General features: G+C 73.1%; 11 protein-coding genes. 10 read left to right on the top strand and 1 reads right to left on the bottom strand.

All coding sequences use genetic code 11. The annotated features are described in order from the left end of the window. The first annotated feature begins 35 nt into the window (after positions 1–35). The 8 genes from ACSHWO_RS05740 to ACSHWO_RS05705 all read left to right on the top strand — a co-directional run bounded on the left by ACSHWO_RS05740 (position 36) and on the right by ACSHWO_RS05705 (position 10892). A complete protein-coding gene (locus ACSHWO_RS05740) occupies positions 36–401 on the top strand; it encodes a hypothetical protein (protein ID WP_385846078.1) in 366 nt (121 codons plus the stop codon). 245 nt (positions 402–646) lie between these two features. Further along, entirely contained in the window at positions 647–1981 is a 1335-nt protein-coding gene (locus ACSHWO_RS05735; RefSeq protein WP_361092678.1) for an ABC transporter substrate-binding protein, read from the top strand. Positions 1982–2010: 29 nt separating this feature from the next. Further along, entirely contained in the window at positions 2011–2904 is an 894-nt protein-coding gene (locus ACSHWO_RS05730; protein WP_361092800.1) for a carbohydrate ABC transporter permease, read from the top strand. Continuing rightward, positions 2901–3758 carry a carbohydrate ABC transporter permease gene (locus ACSHWO_RS05725; RefSeq protein WP_438310293.1) on the top strand — a complete coding sequence of 286 codons (858 nt, stop codon included), beginning with the start codon at positions 2901–2903 and terminating at the stop codon, positions 3756–3758. The genes ACSHWO_RS05730 and ACSHWO_RS05725 overlap by 4 nt, the downstream gene beginning before the upstream one ends. Positions 3759–3835: 77 nt before the next feature. Then, on the top strand, positions 3836–6922 hold the full coding sequence (locus tag ACSHWO_RS05720; RefSeq protein ID WP_438310292.1) for an alpha-mannosidase: 3087 nt from the start codon (positions 3836–3838) through the stop codon (positions 6920–6922). Between the two features lie 157 nt (positions 6923–7079). Beyond that, entirely contained in the window at positions 7080–9104 is a 2025-nt protein-coding gene (locus ACSHWO_RS05715) for an FAD-dependent oxidoreductase (protein WP_385846093.1), read from the top strand. 71 nt (positions 9105–9175) lie between these two features. Continuing rightward, entirely contained in the window at positions 9176–9589 is a 414-nt protein-coding gene (locus tag ACSHWO_RS05710; protein ID WP_438310291.1) for a PaaI family thioesterase, read from the top strand. Between the two features lie 4 nt (positions 9590–9593). Further along, positions 9594–10892, top strand: a complete 1299-nt coding sequence (locus ACSHWO_RS05705; RefSeq protein WP_438310290.1) for an MFS transporter — start codon at positions 9594–9596, stop codon at positions 10890–10892. A gap of 114 nt (positions 10893–11006) precedes the next feature. On the opposite strand, the gene ACSHWO_RS05700 is transcribed toward ACSHWO_RS05705, so the two are convergent. Continuing rightward, positions 11007–12566, bottom strand: a complete 1560-nt coding sequence (locus tag ACSHWO_RS05700) for an alpha/beta hydrolase (RefSeq protein WP_385846108.1) — start codon at positions 12564–12566, stop codon at positions 11007–11009. Between the two features lie 610 nt (positions 12567–13176). On the opposite strand from ACSHWO_RS05700, the gene ACSHWO_RS05695 reads away from it, so the two are divergent. Continuing rightward, a complete protein-coding gene (locus tag ACSHWO_RS05695; protein WP_438310289.1) occupies positions 13177–15291 on the top strand; it encodes a SpoIIE family protein phosphatase in 2115 nt (704 codons plus the stop codon). Between the two features lie 228 nt (positions 15292–15519). Next, a complete protein-coding gene (locus tag ACSHWO_RS05690; RefSeq protein ID WP_438310288.1) occupies positions 15520–16281 on the top strand; it encodes a DUF4142 domain-containing protein in 762 nt (253 codons plus the stop codon).

Genomic DNA, 16281 nt, shown 5'->3' with positions numbered 1-16281 from the left:
AACACCACGGATCGAACACGCACGGAGGAACGGGCATGGCTCAGCGCAAGGGTTGTCTCATCGGCTGCGGAGTGGCGCTGGTCGTCGGCATCGCCGTCGCCGTGGCGCTGGCGTTCGGCATCGGGAAGGTGGTCGACGCCGCCGGCAAGACCGTCATCGAGCCCGCGGTGTACGCCTCCGTGAAGGTCGGCGACCCCGAGGACGCCGTCCGTGAAAAGCTGCCCTCCGGGGAATCGTTCCTCACGGACGCCCTGAAGGAGGGCGGCCCGGCCCAGCCCGCCGGCAGCGCCTGCTCCTGGTACCTCGCCGCAGGCGACAGCGCCGTCGGAGAGGAGACCGTGTACCGCTTCTGCTTCAAGGACGGCAAGCTCGCCGAGAAGGCCGACTACCGCATGAAGTAGGGGAGCGGGGCAGCGGCGCGGCAGGAGCCCGGAACAGCTTTTCGGCCTCCTTGCACCGCCCGGGCGTTCCTGCCCGGAGCACCGTGCACGGGCTGCTGAAGCGGTTTTGCTGCGCGCGAGCTAAAGCGCATCAGCGCAGTACCGGCCATGCCCGCCCGCGGCCGCATTGACGCGCCCCGCTACCGGGCCCAGCGTGGGCAGGCGATCCGGCAGCGAGGCCGGAACTACCCCCGAGGCGGCCGACGATGAACCGTTTGCACCTGCCCCGCACAGCCCTCGCCACGCTCGTGGCCGGCGCCCTCCTCTCCGCCTCCGCGTGCGGCCTGAGCGGCGGCCCCGCGGACACCGAGGACGCGCGGAGGACCGGCGAGGTGGCCGGCGAGATCACGTTCCGCACGCTCCAGCTCAAACCCAAGTACACCGCGTACGTCCAGGGCGTCATCGACGCCTTCGAGCAGCAGCACCCCGCGGCGAAGGTCCGCTGGGAGGACGTCCCCGGCGACGGCTACAACGAGAAGCTCGTCGCCGACGCCCAGGCCGGCACCCTCCCCGACGTCGTCAACCTCTCCACCGACTCCTTCCAGCTCCTCGGCGACCGCGGCCTGCTCGCCGACGTCGCCAGACTCGACGGCGGCTCCGCCAAGGAGTACGTCCCCGGCGCCTGGGAGCAGTTCAAACTGCCCGGCAGGGGCGACGGCGTCTTCGCGTACCCCTGGTACGTCACCCCGGAGGTCCTCACCTACAACGAGGAGCTCTTCCGCCAGGCCGGCCTGGACCCCGACCACCCGCCGACCAGCGTCGAGCAGTTCTTCGACTACGCCGAGCAGATCGCCGCCCGCTCCGGAGGCCGGTTCTCCGCCTTCATGGCCGACCCCAAGGGCCGCCTCCCCGGCGACTGGCAGAAGATGGGGATCCCCCTCCTCAACGACGCCCGGGACCGCTTCGTGTTCGACACCCCCGGGGCCGTCGCCTGGGTCGAGCGGATGAAGTCCCTCTACGCCAAGGGCGCCATGCCCAAGGAGTCCCTCCTCAAGGCCGACGACATCAACCAGCTCTACGGCAGCGGCAAACTCGTCTTCGGCCCCGGCTCCCCGGGCTTCGTCAAGGACGTCAAACAGAACGCCCCGCAGGTCTACGCACGGACCCGGGTCGCCGGCGCCGTCACCGGCAGGCTCGGCCACATCGGCATCTACGCCCAGTCCCTCGGCATCAGGAAGGACACCCGCCACCTCGACGCGGCCGTCGAGTTCGCCAAGTGGGTCACCAACGGCCCCAACCAGGTCGAGTTCTCCAAGAACGCGACCATCTACCCCTCCAACGCCCAGGGCCTCGCCGACCCCCGCTTCTCCGACCGGGGCGACGGCAAGGACGCCGACACCGTCGCCCGCGCGGTCGGCGCCGAGCAGTTGAAGTCCGCCGCACTCGACGCCAACACCCCGGTCCAGTGGACCAACCAGGTCGGCGACGCCGTCGTCCGCGAGGTGCAGAAGGCCGTGAAAGGTGAGCAGGACGCACCGACGGCCGTGCGCAGGGCCCAGGAGGAGGCCAACAAGCTGCTCGCCGACGCGGCCCGGAAGTGACCCGGGCACGCAGGGCGGCCCTGCGGGCCATGGAGGCGGAGCCGGGGCTGGCCCACCGCCGGTGGTGGACCCCGTACCTCTTCCTCGCCCCCGGGCTGGTGACGGTGGCGCTGTTCAGCCTGTGGCCGTTCGCCAACACCGTCGTCCTGTCCCTCACCGACGCCCGGATCCTGCGCGGCGGAACCTTCACCGGCCTCGACAACTACCGGCGCGCCCTCGCCGACCCGGACTTCTGGACCGCCGCCGGCAACAGCGTGGTCTACCTGCTGGTCGTCGTCCCGTGCCTGGTCCTGCTGCCCCTGGCCCTCGCCGTCCTGGTGCGGGCGAGGATCCCGGGCATCGGGTTCTTCCGCTCCGCGTTCTACACGCCGGTGATCGCGTCGGCGGTGGTCGTCGGCCTGATGTGGCAGTGGGTGCTGCGCAGCGACGGGCTCGTCAACACGCTCTTCCTACGGCTGCGGATCGTCTCCGAGCCGGTCCCGTTCCTGACCGACAGCACCATGCTGCTCGTCTCCGCGATGATCGTGACCGTCTGGAAGGGCCTCGGCTACTACATGGTCTTCTACCTCGCCGCCCTCGGAAACGTGCCCGCCTCCCTCCACGAGGCGGCCGCCCTCGACGGCGCCGGCCCCGTCCGCCGCTTCGTCAGCATCACCATCCCGCAGGTCAAACCGATGATGCTGCTGGTGGGCACGCTCTCCGCGATCTCCGCTCTGCGCGTCTTCACCGAGATCTACATCCTGGGCGGTGAGAGCGGCGGCCCCGGCGGCGGGGCCCGCACCCTGCCCTTCCTCATCCGGCAGGTCGGCCTCGGCTTCTCCGGCGAGACCGGCTACGCCTCCGCCATCTCCCTGCTGCTGTTCCTGCTCACCCTCGGCTTCAGCCTGCTGGGCCGCCGGCTGGCACGGGGGGACGAGACATGAACACCACCGCCCCCCCGCCGCGCGCCGGCGTACGGGGCCGCCGGCTGGCCGGCCTGGCCGCCCGGTACTCCGTACTGCTGCTGATGCTCGCGGTGCTGATCGGGCCGATCGTCTGGCAGTTCCTCACCTCGATCCGCGGCCGCACCGAGAACGTGTACGACGGGGTGCTGCCCGCCCGGCCCACCCTCGACAACTACGCGCGGGTCGCCGAGTCCTTCCCCCTGATCCAGTACACCGGCAACACCCTCACCGTCGCCGCCCTCGCCGTCACCTCGAACCTGCTCTTCTCCGCCATGGCCGGCTACGCGCTGTCCCGGGCCGGCTGGAAGGGCCGCAGGACCGTCTTCACGGTGCTCGCCGCCACCCTGATGTTCCCCTTCGAGTCCGTGATGATCTCGATGTTCCTCACGGTCCGCGGCATGGGCCTGGTCGACACCCTCGTCGGCGTCTGGCTCCCGGGAGCGGTCTCCGTCCTCAACATCATGATCATGCGCGCGGCCTTCCTCGCCGTCCCCCGGGAGATCGAGGAGGCCGCGGTCCTCGACGGTGCGGGCGAGTGGACCCGCTTCGCCCGGGTCTTCCTGCCCGCCGCGAAGGGCTCCCTGGCCGTCGTCTGCATCACCAGCTTCATGGGTGCCTGGGACGACTTCCTCTGGCCGCTGCTCGTCCTCACCGACAGCGAGCACTACACCCTCCAGCTCGGCCTGAAGACCCTGGCCGGCGCCACCACCACCAACGACCAGCGGATCATCGCCGCCGGCGCCATGGCGGCGCTGCTGCCGATGATGCTCCTCTTCTTCGCCCTCCAGCGTTACTTCTTCAAGGGGGTGGGCGAGGGAGCCGTCAAGACCTGAGGCGCGCACCGCGCCCCGACCCGGACCCGCACCCCTCCTGTTCGACGACCGCCCCCTCCACCCCTGGAGCCGCCGTCATGCACGACGACCGCAGCATCACCGAACACCGCCTGCGCCGCGTCCTCAAGGAGCGCATCAAACCGGCCGTCCACTCCCACCCGGTCCCGCTCGCCGTCGAGCGGTGGGAGGCCCCGGGCGAGCCCGTGTCCGTCACCGAGGGCCTGGCGGCCCCGTACGAGCCCTGCGCGGTCGGCGCGCAGTGGGGACCGGCGTGGGGCACCACCTGGTTCCGGGTCACGGGCACGGTCCCGGCCGACTGGGCCGGCCACACCGTCGAGGCCGTCCTCGACCTGGGCTTCGACCGGATGATGCCCGGCTTCCAGTGCGAGGGCCTGGTCCACCGCGCCGACGGCAGCGAGGTCAAGGCTCTCAACCCGTACAACGACTGGGTGCGCGTCGCCGACGCGGCGGAGGGCGGCGAGCGCATCGAGTGGTACGTCGAGGCCGCCTCGAACCCCGTCCTCGTGGAGCACACCCCCACCTACGAGGGTGACCGGCAGACCAGCGGCGACCGGCCGCTCTACCGGCTCGCCCGGATGGACCTCGCCGTCTTCGAGACCGAGGTCTGGGAACTCGTCCAGGACCTCGAGGTCCTCCACGACCTGATGGTGGAGCTCGACGGGGCCGACGCCCGCCGGTACGGGATCCTGCGCGCCCTGGACGCCGCCCTCGACGCGGTGGACCTCGCCGACGTCCCCGGCACGGCGGCCGCCGCCCGCGCCCGCCTCGCCCCGGTCCTCGCCGCCCCCGCCCACGCCTCCGCCCACCGGATCAGCGCCGTCGGCCACGCCCACATCGACTCGGCCTGGCTGTGGCCGCTGCGCGAGACCGTGCGCAAGGTCGCGCGCACCACGTCCAACGTGCTCGGCCTGATGGACGCACACCCCGACTTCGTCTTCGCGATGTCACAGGCCCAGCAGCTGGACTGGATCAAGACCCACCGGCCCGAGCTGTTCGAGCGGATCAAGAAGGAGGTCGCCGCGGGCCGGTTCGTGCCGGTCGGCGGCATGTGGGTGGAGTCCGACACCAACATGGTCGGCGGCGAGGCCATGGTCCGCCAGTTCCTGTACGGCAAGAAGTTCTTCCTGGACGAGTTCGGCATCGAGACCCGCGGCGCCTGGCTGCCCGACTCCTTCGGCTACACGGCGGCGATGCCGCAGATCGTCCGGCTCTCCGGCTCCACCTGGTTCCTGACACAGAAGATCTCCTGGTCCCAGGTGAACCCCTTCCCCCACCACACCTTCTGGTGGGAGGGCATCGACGGCACCCGCGTCTTCACCCACTTCCCGCCCGTCGACACCTACAACAGCGACCTCGGCGGCGCCCAACTCGCCCGCGCCGCCCGCAACTACCGTGAGAAGGGACGGGGTTCCCGCTCCCTCGCCCCCTTCGGCTGGGGCGACGGCGGGGGCGGCCCCACCCGCGAGCACCTGGCCCGGGCCCGCCGGCAGCGGGACCTCGAAGGCTCCCCGCGGGTCGAGGTCGAGCCGCCCGACGCCTTCTTCGACAAGGCCCGCGCCGAATACCCGGACGCGCCCGTGTGGGCCGGCGAGCTCTACCTGGAGCTGCACCGCGGCACCTACACCTCGCAGGCCCGCACCAAACAGGGCAACCGGCGCAGCGAATCCCTGCTGCGCGAGGCCGAGCTGTGGGCGGCGACGGCGGCGGTGCGGGTGCCCGGGTACGCGTACCCGTACGAGGACCTGGAGCGGATCTGGAAGACGGTGCTGCTGCACCAGTTCCACGACATCCTGCCGGGATCGTCCATCGCCTGGGTGCACCGCGAGGCCCGCGCCACGTACGCACGGGTGGCGGACGAACTGCGCGCGATCACCCTCGCCGCGCAGGTCGCACTCGCCGGGGAGGGCGACGACCCCCTGGTCTTCAACTGCGCCCCGCACGCCCGGCGCGGTGTCCCGGCGGGCGGCGCCGGCGTGCCGGACGCGCCCTCGCGGGCGGTGGACCTGGGGGAGCGGCCCGGTGGCGGATGGATCCTCGACAACGGCCGGCTGCGGGTGGAGGTCGACGGCCGCGGGCTGATCGTCTCGGCGTACGACCTACGGGCCGACCGCGAGTCGGTGGCCCCGGGGCAGGCCGCCAACCTGCTCCAGATCCACCCGGACTTCCCGAACATGTGGGACGCGTGGGACATCGACGCGTTCTACCGCAACAACGTCACCGACCTCGTCGACGCCGACGCCCTGGAGGTCGCACAGGCAGGACCGGACGCGGCCGCGGTCCGGGTCGCCCGGTCCTTCGGCCGCTCGAAGGCCACCCAGTGGATCACCCTGCGGGCGGACGCCGCGACGGTGGACATCGTCACCGAGGTCGACTGGCACGAGACGGAGAAGCTGCTGAAGGCCGCCTTCCCGCTCGACGTCAAGGCCGAGCGGACGGCCTCCGAGACCCAGTTCGGGCACGTCCACCGCGCCACCCACACCAACACCTCCTGGGAGGCGGCGAAGTTCGAGATCTGCGCCCACCGGTGGATCCACGCGGAGGAGCCGGGCTGGGGTGCGGCCGTCCTCAACGACTCCACCTACGGCCACGACGTCACCCGCTCCGTACGGCCCGACGGCGGCCAGACCACCACGATCCGCCTCTCCCTGCTGCGCGCCCCCCGCTACCCCGACCCGGAGACCGACCAGGGCGCGCACAGCCTGCGGTACGCGCTGGCGCCGGGCGCCCGGATCGACGACGCGGTCCGCGAGGGCCACGCGCTGAACCTGCCCGAACGGGTGGTGCCCGGCGCGGGCCCGGTCGCCCCGCTGGTGTCGGTCGCGGGTGCGGGCGCGAGCGGGGGAAGGGGTGACGACGGGAGCGGCGGCGCCGACGGGGCCGGGGCGGTGGTGGTCGAGGCGGTCAAGCTGGCCGAGGACCGCAGCGGCGACGTGGTCGTCCGGCTGTACGAGTCCCGGGGCGGGCGGGCGAGGGCGACCCTCGTGGCGGGCTTCCCGCTCGCGGGGGCCGTCGAGACCGACCTGCTGGAGCGGCCCCTGCCGGGCACGGCGGTCGGCCCCGTCGCCGCGGGGGACACCGTCCCGCTGGCGCTGCGCCCCTTCCAGATCGTCACGGTCCGGCTGCGCCGGGCCCTCGGCAGGTGAACTGCGCCACAGTGGGGGCCCGGCCCCACCGGGCCGGGCCCGTACTCCCGGCGCCGAGGGGTCCGGGCGCTCCGCGCTCGGTTATGCACCTAGTTGCAAAAGGTGGGGCGCCTCGCTACAACAGGGTCATCCCACCCGCGCGAGGAAGGCGCCCCCCATGAGTTCCCAGAGCCGGTACCCGCACCTGCTGAGCCCGCTGGACCTCGGCTTCACCACCCTGCCGAACCGCGTCGTCATGGGCTCGATGCACACCGGCCTCGAGGAGCACGAGCGGGGCTTCGAGCGCCTCGCCGCCTTCTACGCCGAGCGCGCCCGGGGCGGCGCCGGCCTCATCGTCACCGGGGGCATCGCCCCGAACGACGCCGGCCGCCCCTTCGAGGGCGGCTCCCGCCTCACCACCGAGGAGGAGGCCGCCGAGCACCGCCTGATCACCGAGGCCGTGCACGCCGAGGGCGGGAAGATCGCGATGCAGATCCTCCACTTCGGCCGCTACGCCTACCACAAGGACCTCGTCGCCCCCAGCGCCCTCCAGGCCCCCATCAGCCCCTTCGTCCCGAACGAGCTCACCGACGCCGAGGTCGAGCAGACCGTCGAGGACTTCGTCCGCGCCGCCCGCCTCGCACAGCTCGCCGGCTACGACGGCGTCGAGATCATGGGCTCCGAGGGCTACCTGATCAACGAGTTCATCGCCGCCGCCACCAACCGCCGCGAGGACCGCTGGGGAGGCTCGTACGAGAACCGCGTCCGCTTCCCCCTGGAGATCGTCCGGCGCACCCGCGAGGCCGTGGGCCCCGACTTCATCCTGATCTACCGCCTGTCCATGCTCGACCTGGTCCCCGGCGGCTCCACCCTCGACGAGGTCGTCCACCTCGCCAAGGAGATCGAGGCGGCCGGCGCCACCATCATCAACACCGGCATCGGCTGGCACGAGGCCCGCATCCCCACCATCGCCACCTCCGTCCCGCGCGGCGCGTACACCTGGGTCACCCAGCGGCTGATGGGCGCGGTCTCCGTCCCCCTCGTCACCAGCAACCGCATCAACACCCCGGAGAAGGCCGAGGAGATCCTCGCCGAAGGCCGCGCCGACCTGGTCTCCATGGCCCGCCCCTTCCTCGCCGACGCCGACTTCGTCGCCAAGGCCGCCGCCGGCCGCCCCGAGTCCATCAACACCTGCATCGGCTGCAACCAGGCCTGCCTCGACCACACCTTCAGCGGCAAGATCACCAGCTGCCTGGTCAACCCGCGCGCCTGCCACGAGACCGAGCTCGTCCTCTCGCCCACCCGCCTGGCCAAGAGCGTCGCCGTCGTCGGCGCCGGCCCCGCCGGCCTCGCCTGCGCGGTCACCGCTGCCGAACGCGGCCACCGGGTCACCCTCTTCGAGGCCTCCGGCCACATCGGCGGACAGCTCGACGTCGCCCGGCGGATCCCGGGCAAGGAGGAGTTCGAGGAGACCATCCGCTACTTCGGCAACCGGCTCGCCGAGGTCGGCGTCGACGTCCGGCTGGACACCGTCGCGGACACCGACACCCTCCGGGGCTACGACGAGGTCGTCGTCGCCACCGGCGTCACCCCGCGCATCCCCGACATCGACGGCATCGGCCACCCCAGCGTCGTCAGCTACCTCGACGTGCTGCGCGACGGCGCCCCGGTCGGCGAGCGCGTCGCCGTCGTCGGCGCCGGCGGCATCGGCTTCGACGTCGCCGAGTACCTCACCGACAGCGGCGAGGGCGCCTCCCAGGACCCCGCCGTCTACTTCCGCCACTGGGGCGTCGACACCGCGTACGAGGGCCCCGGCGGCCTCACCGCCCCCGAGCGGCCGGCCTCCCCCCGGCAGGTCCACCTCCTGCAGCGCAAGACCACCAAGGTCGGCGCGGGCCTCGGCACCACCACCGGCTGGATCCACCGCGCCGAGCTCAAGCACCGCGGCGTCGTCTCGGTCGCGGGCGCCGCCTACGACCGGGTCGACGACGAGGGCCTGCACATCACCGTCGACGGCGAGCAGCGGCTCGTCCCCGCCGACACGGTCGTCCTGTGCACCGGTCAGGAGCCCCGCCGCGACCTGTACGAGGCCCTGCGCGCGGCCGGCATCGAGGCGCACCTGATCGGCGGCGCGGACGTCGCCGCCGAACTGGACGCCAAGCGGGCGATCCGCCAGGGCACGGAGCTGGCCGCCGCGCTCTGACCCGCGGGCCGGAACGTCACAGAGGGATCAAGGGTGTTGTGGCGGCCCCGCCGGGCCGCCACAATCTCCCGGTGACTCTGACACCGGCAGATGCAGACAAGGTCCTCAAGGACAACTTCGCCCCCTGGGTCCTCGACCTGGGGCTGATCGTGGAGGAGACCGGCGAGCGGCACGCCGTGCTCCGGCTGCCCTGGTCCGGCGCCCTCGCCCGGGACGGAGGCGGCCTGTCCGGGCAGGCCCTGATGGCGGCCGCCGACACCGCCACCGTCATCGCGGTCAGCGCCGCGCGCGGCGGGTACGGGCCGATGACCACCGTCCAGCAGTCGACGAGCTTCCAGCGGCCCGTGACCGGCACGGACGTGCTGATCGAGGTCCGGGTCACCAAGCTCGGCAAACGGATGGCCTTCGCCGACATCACCATGACACCGGACGGGGCGCAGGAGCCGGCCGCCACGGCCTCGACCGTGTACGCCCTCCTGGGCTGACGGGGTGCCGGACCCCGTCCCCCTCTGGCGGAACCGGGACTTCAACGTCTTCTGGCTCGGCCAGGCGCTGTCCGTCCTCGGCGGTTCGATCTCGCTGCTCGCCCTGCCGCTGCTCGTCCTCGACGCCACCGGATCCCTGGTCCAGATGGGCGTGATCACGGTGATCTCCGGGGTCACCGGCATCGCGACGGGCACGTTCGCCGGGTACGCGGTGGACCGGACGGACCGCCGCCGCCTGATGGTCGCCTGCGACCTCGCGCGGGCCGTGCTGCTGGGCGCGGTCCCGGTCATCTGGCTGACCGGGCCGCGCGTCTGGGTGCTGTACCTGCTGACGGCCCTGGTCACCGCGCTGAAGACGCTGTTCGACGTGGCGTACGTGAGCTCCGTGCCGAACCTGGTGCCCCCGCGGGACCTGACCACCGCCAACGCACGGCTCATGGGCACATTCGCCGTCGGGACCCTGGCCGGGCCGGTGGCGGCCGGGTCCATCACGGCCTCGGTGGGCGCCGACTGGGCCCTCGGGGTGGACGGGGCGACCTTCCTGGTCTCCGCCGTCAGCCTGCGCTGGGTGTCCTTCACCCGGTACGGGGGCGACGGCGCGGCCGGCCCCGCCACGACCCCTCCCCGCGCCTCGGGTGCCGGCGGCGGGCGGATGCGGGAGATGTTCGTCGTCGGCTTCCGCTTCCTGTGGGCCCATCCCCTGCTGCGCCCGCTGACCGTACTCCTCACCCTGCTGACCTTCGTCACCATGGGCGCCACCGACCTGCTGATCTACCGGATCCGGCAGGACCTGGGCCAGGACGCGGCCACCCTGGGCTACGTGGTCGCCGTCAGCGGGACCGGTGTCGTCGCCGCGGCGCTGGCCGCCGGAAGACTGCGCAGGACATTCGGTTTCGGCACCTGCTGGCTCGGCTCGGTCGCCCTGGTCGCGGTGGCCGTGGCGGGGACCGGCGTCAGCCGGAGCGTGCCGGTCGTCGCCGTCCTGGCCGCCGTGTTCATGTTCGGCATGACCCTCGGCGGCGTCATCTCCATGACCCTGCGCCAGGAGGTCACCCCGGACCGGCTGCTCGGCCGGGTCACCTCGGCCTTCTGGACCGTCCACAACGCCTCGGGTCCGGTCGGCGCGGCCGTGCTGACCGTGCTCGCGGCCCGGCACGGGGTCCCGGCCGTCAGCGTGGCGGCCGGGGCGTTCTGCCTGCTCATCGTCGGCGCGGGGCTGCTGACCCCGCTGCGGGGCGGCGGCCGGACCGGGGCCGGCCCCGCTGTGGCCGGGGTGTCGGCCCGCCCGCGCCAGCGGCGGTAGCCGGTCCGTTCCGCCGGTCCGTTCCGCCGGTCCGTTCCGCCGGTCCGTTCCGCCGGTCCGTTCCGCCGCCCGGGCTGCCGTGCGGCACCCGGGCGGCGGCGGTCCGGTCCCGGATCAGAACCGGTGGGGTGCCGCGCCCGGGAAGCGCTGCGGCGACGACGGCACGAGGTCCGCCCGGCGCTGGTCGCCGGCCGGGGCGGCCTGGCAGGTCACGTCCCCGGCGGGCAGCCTGCCGGTGCCGAGGTAGGCGTTGACCGCGGTGTCGGCGCAGGACGCGGGGTCGTTGAGGTACACCCCGTGGCCCTCACCGCCCCGGACCAGGAGCATCCGCGAGCCCTTCAGCGCCCGGTGGAGGCCCTCACCGCTGGTGAGCGGGGTCTGGGAGTCCCACTCGTTCTGCACCGTCAGCACGTTCGCCCGGGTGTTCATCTTCGTCGGCGGCTCGACGGGCCGCTGCCAGTACGCGCACGGCTTGATGTTGGACGCGAAGTCCCCGTACAGCGGGTACTTCGCCTTGTCCGCCGCGGCCTCCTTCGCGTACTGCTCGGGGTAGCGCGGCCACTCGACGTCCCCGCACACCACGGACCAGAAAACCGCGGTGCTCGTGTCCGAGGCCGGCTCCGCCGCCGGCTTCAGCAGCCTGCGCTGCTCCGCGGGGAGCGCGGCGGGCTTGCCCTCGGCCGCCTCCTTCAGGGCCTTGACGGCCGGTGCCGCCTGCGCCGGGTAGAAGAACATGGCCCGCCCGGCGCGGATGTCGTCGCCCGAGTACTTCTGCCCCTCGATCTCGATCGGCTCCCGGTCGGCCCGGGCCACCAGGTCCCAGAAGGTCCTGGACACCGCGTCGGGGGTGGCGCCGAGCCCGAACTCGGCGTTGCGCTCGGCCGTCCACTGCGTCCACCGCTTGAACGCGGGCTCCGCCTCGGTCGCCCACACCTGGAGCATGCCGCGCCAGGCGCGCTGCGGGTCGACGCCGCTGTCGAGGACGAAGCGGTCGGTGCGGTTCGGGAACAACTGCGTGTAGACGGCGCCGAGGTAGGTCCCGTACGAGTAGCCCACGTAGCTGATCTTCTTCTCGCCGAGGGCCGCACGGATCGCGTCCATGTCGCGGGCGGTGTTGCGGGTGGTGATGAACGGCAGCACCGACCCCGACTTCTCACGGCACTTGTCGGCGACCCGCTGCGCCCACTCCACGTCCGCGGGGAAGGTCTCCTCCCGGTAGGGCCGGTTGATCTCCTGCTCGGCGTCGGTCATCCCGCAGGTGATCGGGCTGCTGGCCCCGGTGCCGCGCGGGTCGAAGCCGATCAGGTCGTACTGCTCGCGGACCTCCTTCGGCATCAGCTCCCGGGCCATCAGCGGCATGTCCAGCCCGGTGCCGCCGGGGCCGCCCGGGTTGAAGAGCAGCGCGCCGTGCCGCTTGGCCGGGTTCTCGCTCCTGATCCGGGATATGGCGACGTCGATGGTGCGTCCCTGGGGCCGCCGGTAGTCGAGCGGCACCTTGAGGGTGGCGCACTCGTACGAGGCCGGCTGGTCGGCGCTGCACCGCGTCCACGCCGGCTTCTGCGGGGTGAACTCCGCCGCCGGGGCGGCCGAGGCCTGCGTGGCGGACAGCAGGGGGATGGTGGTGGCGAGGAGACCTGCGGCGGCGAGTGCCGGCCCGAGGCGTGTGATGTTCACGTAGAGCGGTTCCCTTCCCGTGAAGTCGCTTGCTCCACCACCCTGTTGCACGCCGGCGCGGGGCGGAATCCGTCCGAGGGTCCGGCTCGTATGCTCCTCACGAATGATTGGACATTCGGACAACTGGCCGACACGCCAGCTGTGTTGGTGCCGCATGCCGGCCGCCGGCCCGTGATCGCGGGCGGCGCGGGACATCGGGGCAGGTCAGCGCGGGTCCCACCGGCACCCGCGAGGTGGTTCGGCGGATGTACGACTTGGGGAGGAGAGCGAGAGCGGGCGCCCGCGGCGCACGGCACCGCGGGCGGGACGCGCCCCCGCGGCGCAGCAGCAGTGCCCCTGCCCGCCCCCGGTCCGCCGCGGCGCACCGGCCGGCCGCCCCGTCACCCGTACGGCCTTGCCGCCCCCTCCCCGTCTCCTTCCCGCCCCCGTCCCCGCCCCCGTCCGGCACGCGGCGGCACCGGGCCCTCGTACGGCCGAACCCGCGGGCGCCTGCGGCTGCCGTGCGGGCACGTCGGGGGGAGGATGGAGGCACCCGGGGGTCGGAGCCCGGAGCACCACGAGCGGCCCGACGCACCGCTCCCTCGGCGGCGGACGGGAAGGAGCGGTCGGCATGAACACGGCGGACGACCTCCCGGCCGGCCCCGGGCCCCGGTCGGGGGCGGGCCCCGGACCCCGTGGCGCCCCCGAACCCGTCGGCCCCTCCAGCGGGCGAGGTCTGCTGGACGTGCTGGGCGTCGCCGCCGTCGTCCTCGACGAGGAGGGGCGGATCACGCTGTGGAGCCCGCAGGCCGAGGAACTGTTCGGCTACACCGCGCAGGAGGCCCTGGGCCGGCCCGCGGCCCGGCTGCTCGTCGACGAGGAGCACCTCGGCCTGGTCCTGGCCCTCTTCGACAAGGTCATGGGGAGCGGGAAGCCCTGGGCCGGGGTGTTCCCCGTCCTGCACAAGGACGGCAGCTCCCGCCTGGCCGAGTTCCGCAACATGCGCCTGGAGGACCAGCGCGGCCGGCACTACGCCCTCGGGATCGCCTCCGACCAGGCCACCCTGCGCCGCCTGGAGCGCGACCTCGCCCTGTCGCTGCGGCTCGTCGCCCAGTCGCCGATCGGCCTGGCCGTCATGGACACGGACCTGCGCTACGTCCTGGTCAACCCGGCGCTCGAACGGATCAACGGCCTGCCGGCCGCGCAGCACCTGGGCCTCAGGATCCACGAGGCCCTGCCCCACATCGACTCCGCGGTCATCGACGCGGCCATGGCCGAGGTGCTGCGCAGCGGCGTGCCCCTGCTGGACCAGTTCACCACCGGCCGCACCCCCGCCGACCCCGACCAGGACCACGCCTGGTCGGTCTCCCTGTACCGGCTCGACGACCCCGGCGGGCGGCCCATCGGCATCGCCGCCTCCATCGTCGACGTCACCGACCAGTACAAGACCTCCAAGGCCGTGGCCCAGGCCCGGCAGCGGCTCGCCCTGATCGCCGACGCCTCCGTGCGCATCGGCACCACCCTCGACCTCGGCGTCACCGCCCGCGAGCTGGGCGACATCGCCGTGCCGCAGCTCGCCGACGTGGCCACCGTCGACGTCATCGACGAGGTCCTCACCGGCGACCACCCGCCCGATGTCGGGGCCGGTGAGACCGTGCAGTTCCGGGCCCTGGCCGTCAGGGCCGCCCACCCCACCCCCGCGACCCGGGCCGCGGACCCGGTGGGCTCGCTCGCCCGCTACGACGCCACCCGGCTGGTCACCCAGTGCGTACGCACCGGCCGCCCGGTCCTGCTGGCGCACGCGGAGCGGCAGGACCTCGCCCGCGTCGCCCGCGACGCCGAGGCCGCCGAACTGCTCGCAGAGGCCGGACTGCACTCCTACCTCGCCGTGCCGCTGATCGCCCGCGGGGAGGTCATCGGCGCGCTCGGACTCCAGCGCACCTCCAACCCGTTGCCGTTCGACGAGGACGACGTCCTGCTCGCCGGCGAGCTGGCCGCCCGCGCGGCCGTGTGCATCGACAACGCCCGCTGGTACCAGAAGCAGCGCCACACCGCCCTCACGCTCCAGCGCCACCTGCTGCCGCACCACCCGACGCCCTCGCCGGGACTGGAGATCGCCTACCGCTACCAGCCCGCCGGGAGCGCCGCCGAAGTCGGCGGGGACTGGTTCGACGTCGTCCCGCTGCCCGACGACAAGACCGCCCTCGTCGTCGGCGACGTCATGGGCAGCGGCATCAACGCGGCTGCGGCCATGGGGCAGTTGCGGACCGCCGCCCGTACGCTGGCGGAGCTCGACCTCGACCCCGCCGCCGTCCTGACCCGGCTGGACCACACCGCCACCGGCGTCGGCCACACCATGGCCACCTGCGTCATCGCCGTCTACGACCCGCGCCGGGGCACGTGCCGCATCGCCACCGCAGGCCACCTGCCGCCCGTACGGATCGGCCCGGGCCGCCGGCCCGAGCTGCTGGACCTGCCGACGGGCGCACCCCTGGGGGTCGGCGGCGTGCCCTTCGAGGCCACCGCCCTCGACCTGGCGGTGGGCGACGAACTGGTCCTGTACACCGACGGGCTCGTCGAGACCCGGGACCAGGACATCGACACCCGGCTCCAGGCCCTCACCGCGCTCCTCGACGATCCTGGGCGGCCCCTGGAGGAGACCTGCGACCTGCTGCTCGGCAGGCTGCGCCAGCCGGACGACCGCGACGACGTCGCCCTGCTCATCGCGCGCGCACGACCGCTCTAGGCGCGGCGCGGTGCGGCGCAGTGCGCGGGCAAGGCGGCGCCGGGGCACAGTACCAGCCGTTCGAGGTCTTGCCCGGATGTTTGTCCATTCGTGATGGTCCTTCCGAACGGACACCACAACTGGCACTAGCGTCCCGTGGCACCCGGGGAGCGCGGGTGCACTACGGCATGACTGCCGCGGCCCACCGCCCCTGCTGACCCTCCCGGTCACTCGCAGCAAGGAGGAACAGTGCTGTCATTCCGTCGGTCGGCCGTCGGCAGCTTGTCGGTCGCTTCGAAACACGTGCTGGGCACGGGCGCCGTCATCGGTGCCCTCGCCTTCACGCTGATCGCGTTGCTGATTCCGGTGCAGAGCTTCGGCAGCAGGTCCGCCGCGGCGACCACGCCCGCCGCGGGCGACGACGACGGCATGGGCACCTTGAGCACGGCCTTCGGGCCGCTGACCGCCCAGGACCGGGACTTCGTCCGCAAGGTGCGGCTCGCCGGCCTCTGGGAACTGCCCGCAGGAAAGGAGGCGCTCCAGCGCGGCAAGCGCCCCACGGTCCGCACCGCCGGCGAGCACCTCATCGAGGGCCACACCGAACTGGACCGCCGGGTCCTGGAAGTGGGCCAGGCCCTCGGTATGGAACTGCCCAACCAGCCCAGCGCCCAGCAGCAGGAGTGGCTGGCCCAGCTCGCCGCGGCCCAGGGCCCCCAGTACGAGCAGTTGTTCGCGCAGCTGCTGCGGCGGGCGCACGGAAAGGTGTTCACGGTGGTGGCCCAGATACGCGCGCAGACCCGCAACTCGATGGTGAGGGAGCTGGCCAACGACGCCAACACCACCGTCCTGGACCACATCTCCGTACTGGAGGCCACCGGGCTCGTCGACTTCGACGGACTCGCGGACACCCCGCCGGCCGGTTCCCGCCCCGCCTCGGGCTCCGGATCGGGCTCGGGCGTCGCTCCCGTACCCGTGCCCGCCTCCTCCACCCTTTCCCGACCGACGAAGTGA

Origin of the sequence: Streptomyces pallidus (ex Mingjun et al. 2026) (assembly GCF_051550185.1) — a bacterium.
GTDB lineage: Bacteria > Actinomycetota > Actinomycetes > Streptomycetales > Streptomycetaceae > Streptomyces.
This window is presented reverse-complemented; position numbering and strand designations above follow the sequence as displayed.

Coding starts and splice junctions, on each gene's coding strand:
- ACSHWO_RS05740 (WP_385846078.1), top strand. CDS start 36: ATGGCTCAGCGCAAGGGTTGTCTCATCGGCTGCGGAGTGGCGCTGGTC.
- ACSHWO_RS05735 (WP_361092678.1), top strand. CDS start 647: ATGAACCGTTTGCACCTGCCCCGCACAGCCCTCGCCACGCTCGTGGCC.
- ACSHWO_RS05730 (WP_361092800.1), top strand. CDS start 2,011: ATGGAGGCGGAGCCGGGGCTGGCCCACCGCCGGTGGTGGACCCCGTAC.
- ACSHWO_RS05725 (WP_438310293.1), top strand. CDS start 2,901: ATGAACACCACCGCCCCCCCGCCGCGCGCCGGCGTACGGGGCCGCCGG.
- ACSHWO_RS05720 (WP_438310292.1), top strand. CDS start 3,836: ATGCACGACGACCGCAGCATCACCGAACACCGCCTGCGCCGCGTCCTC.
- ACSHWO_RS05715 (WP_385846093.1), top strand. CDS start 7,080: ATGAGTTCCCAGAGCCGGTACCCGCACCTGCTGAGCCCGCTGGACCTC.
- ACSHWO_RS05695 (WP_438310289.1), top strand. CDS start 13,177: ATGAACACGGCGGACGACCTCCCGGCCGGCCCCGGGCCCCGGTCGGGG.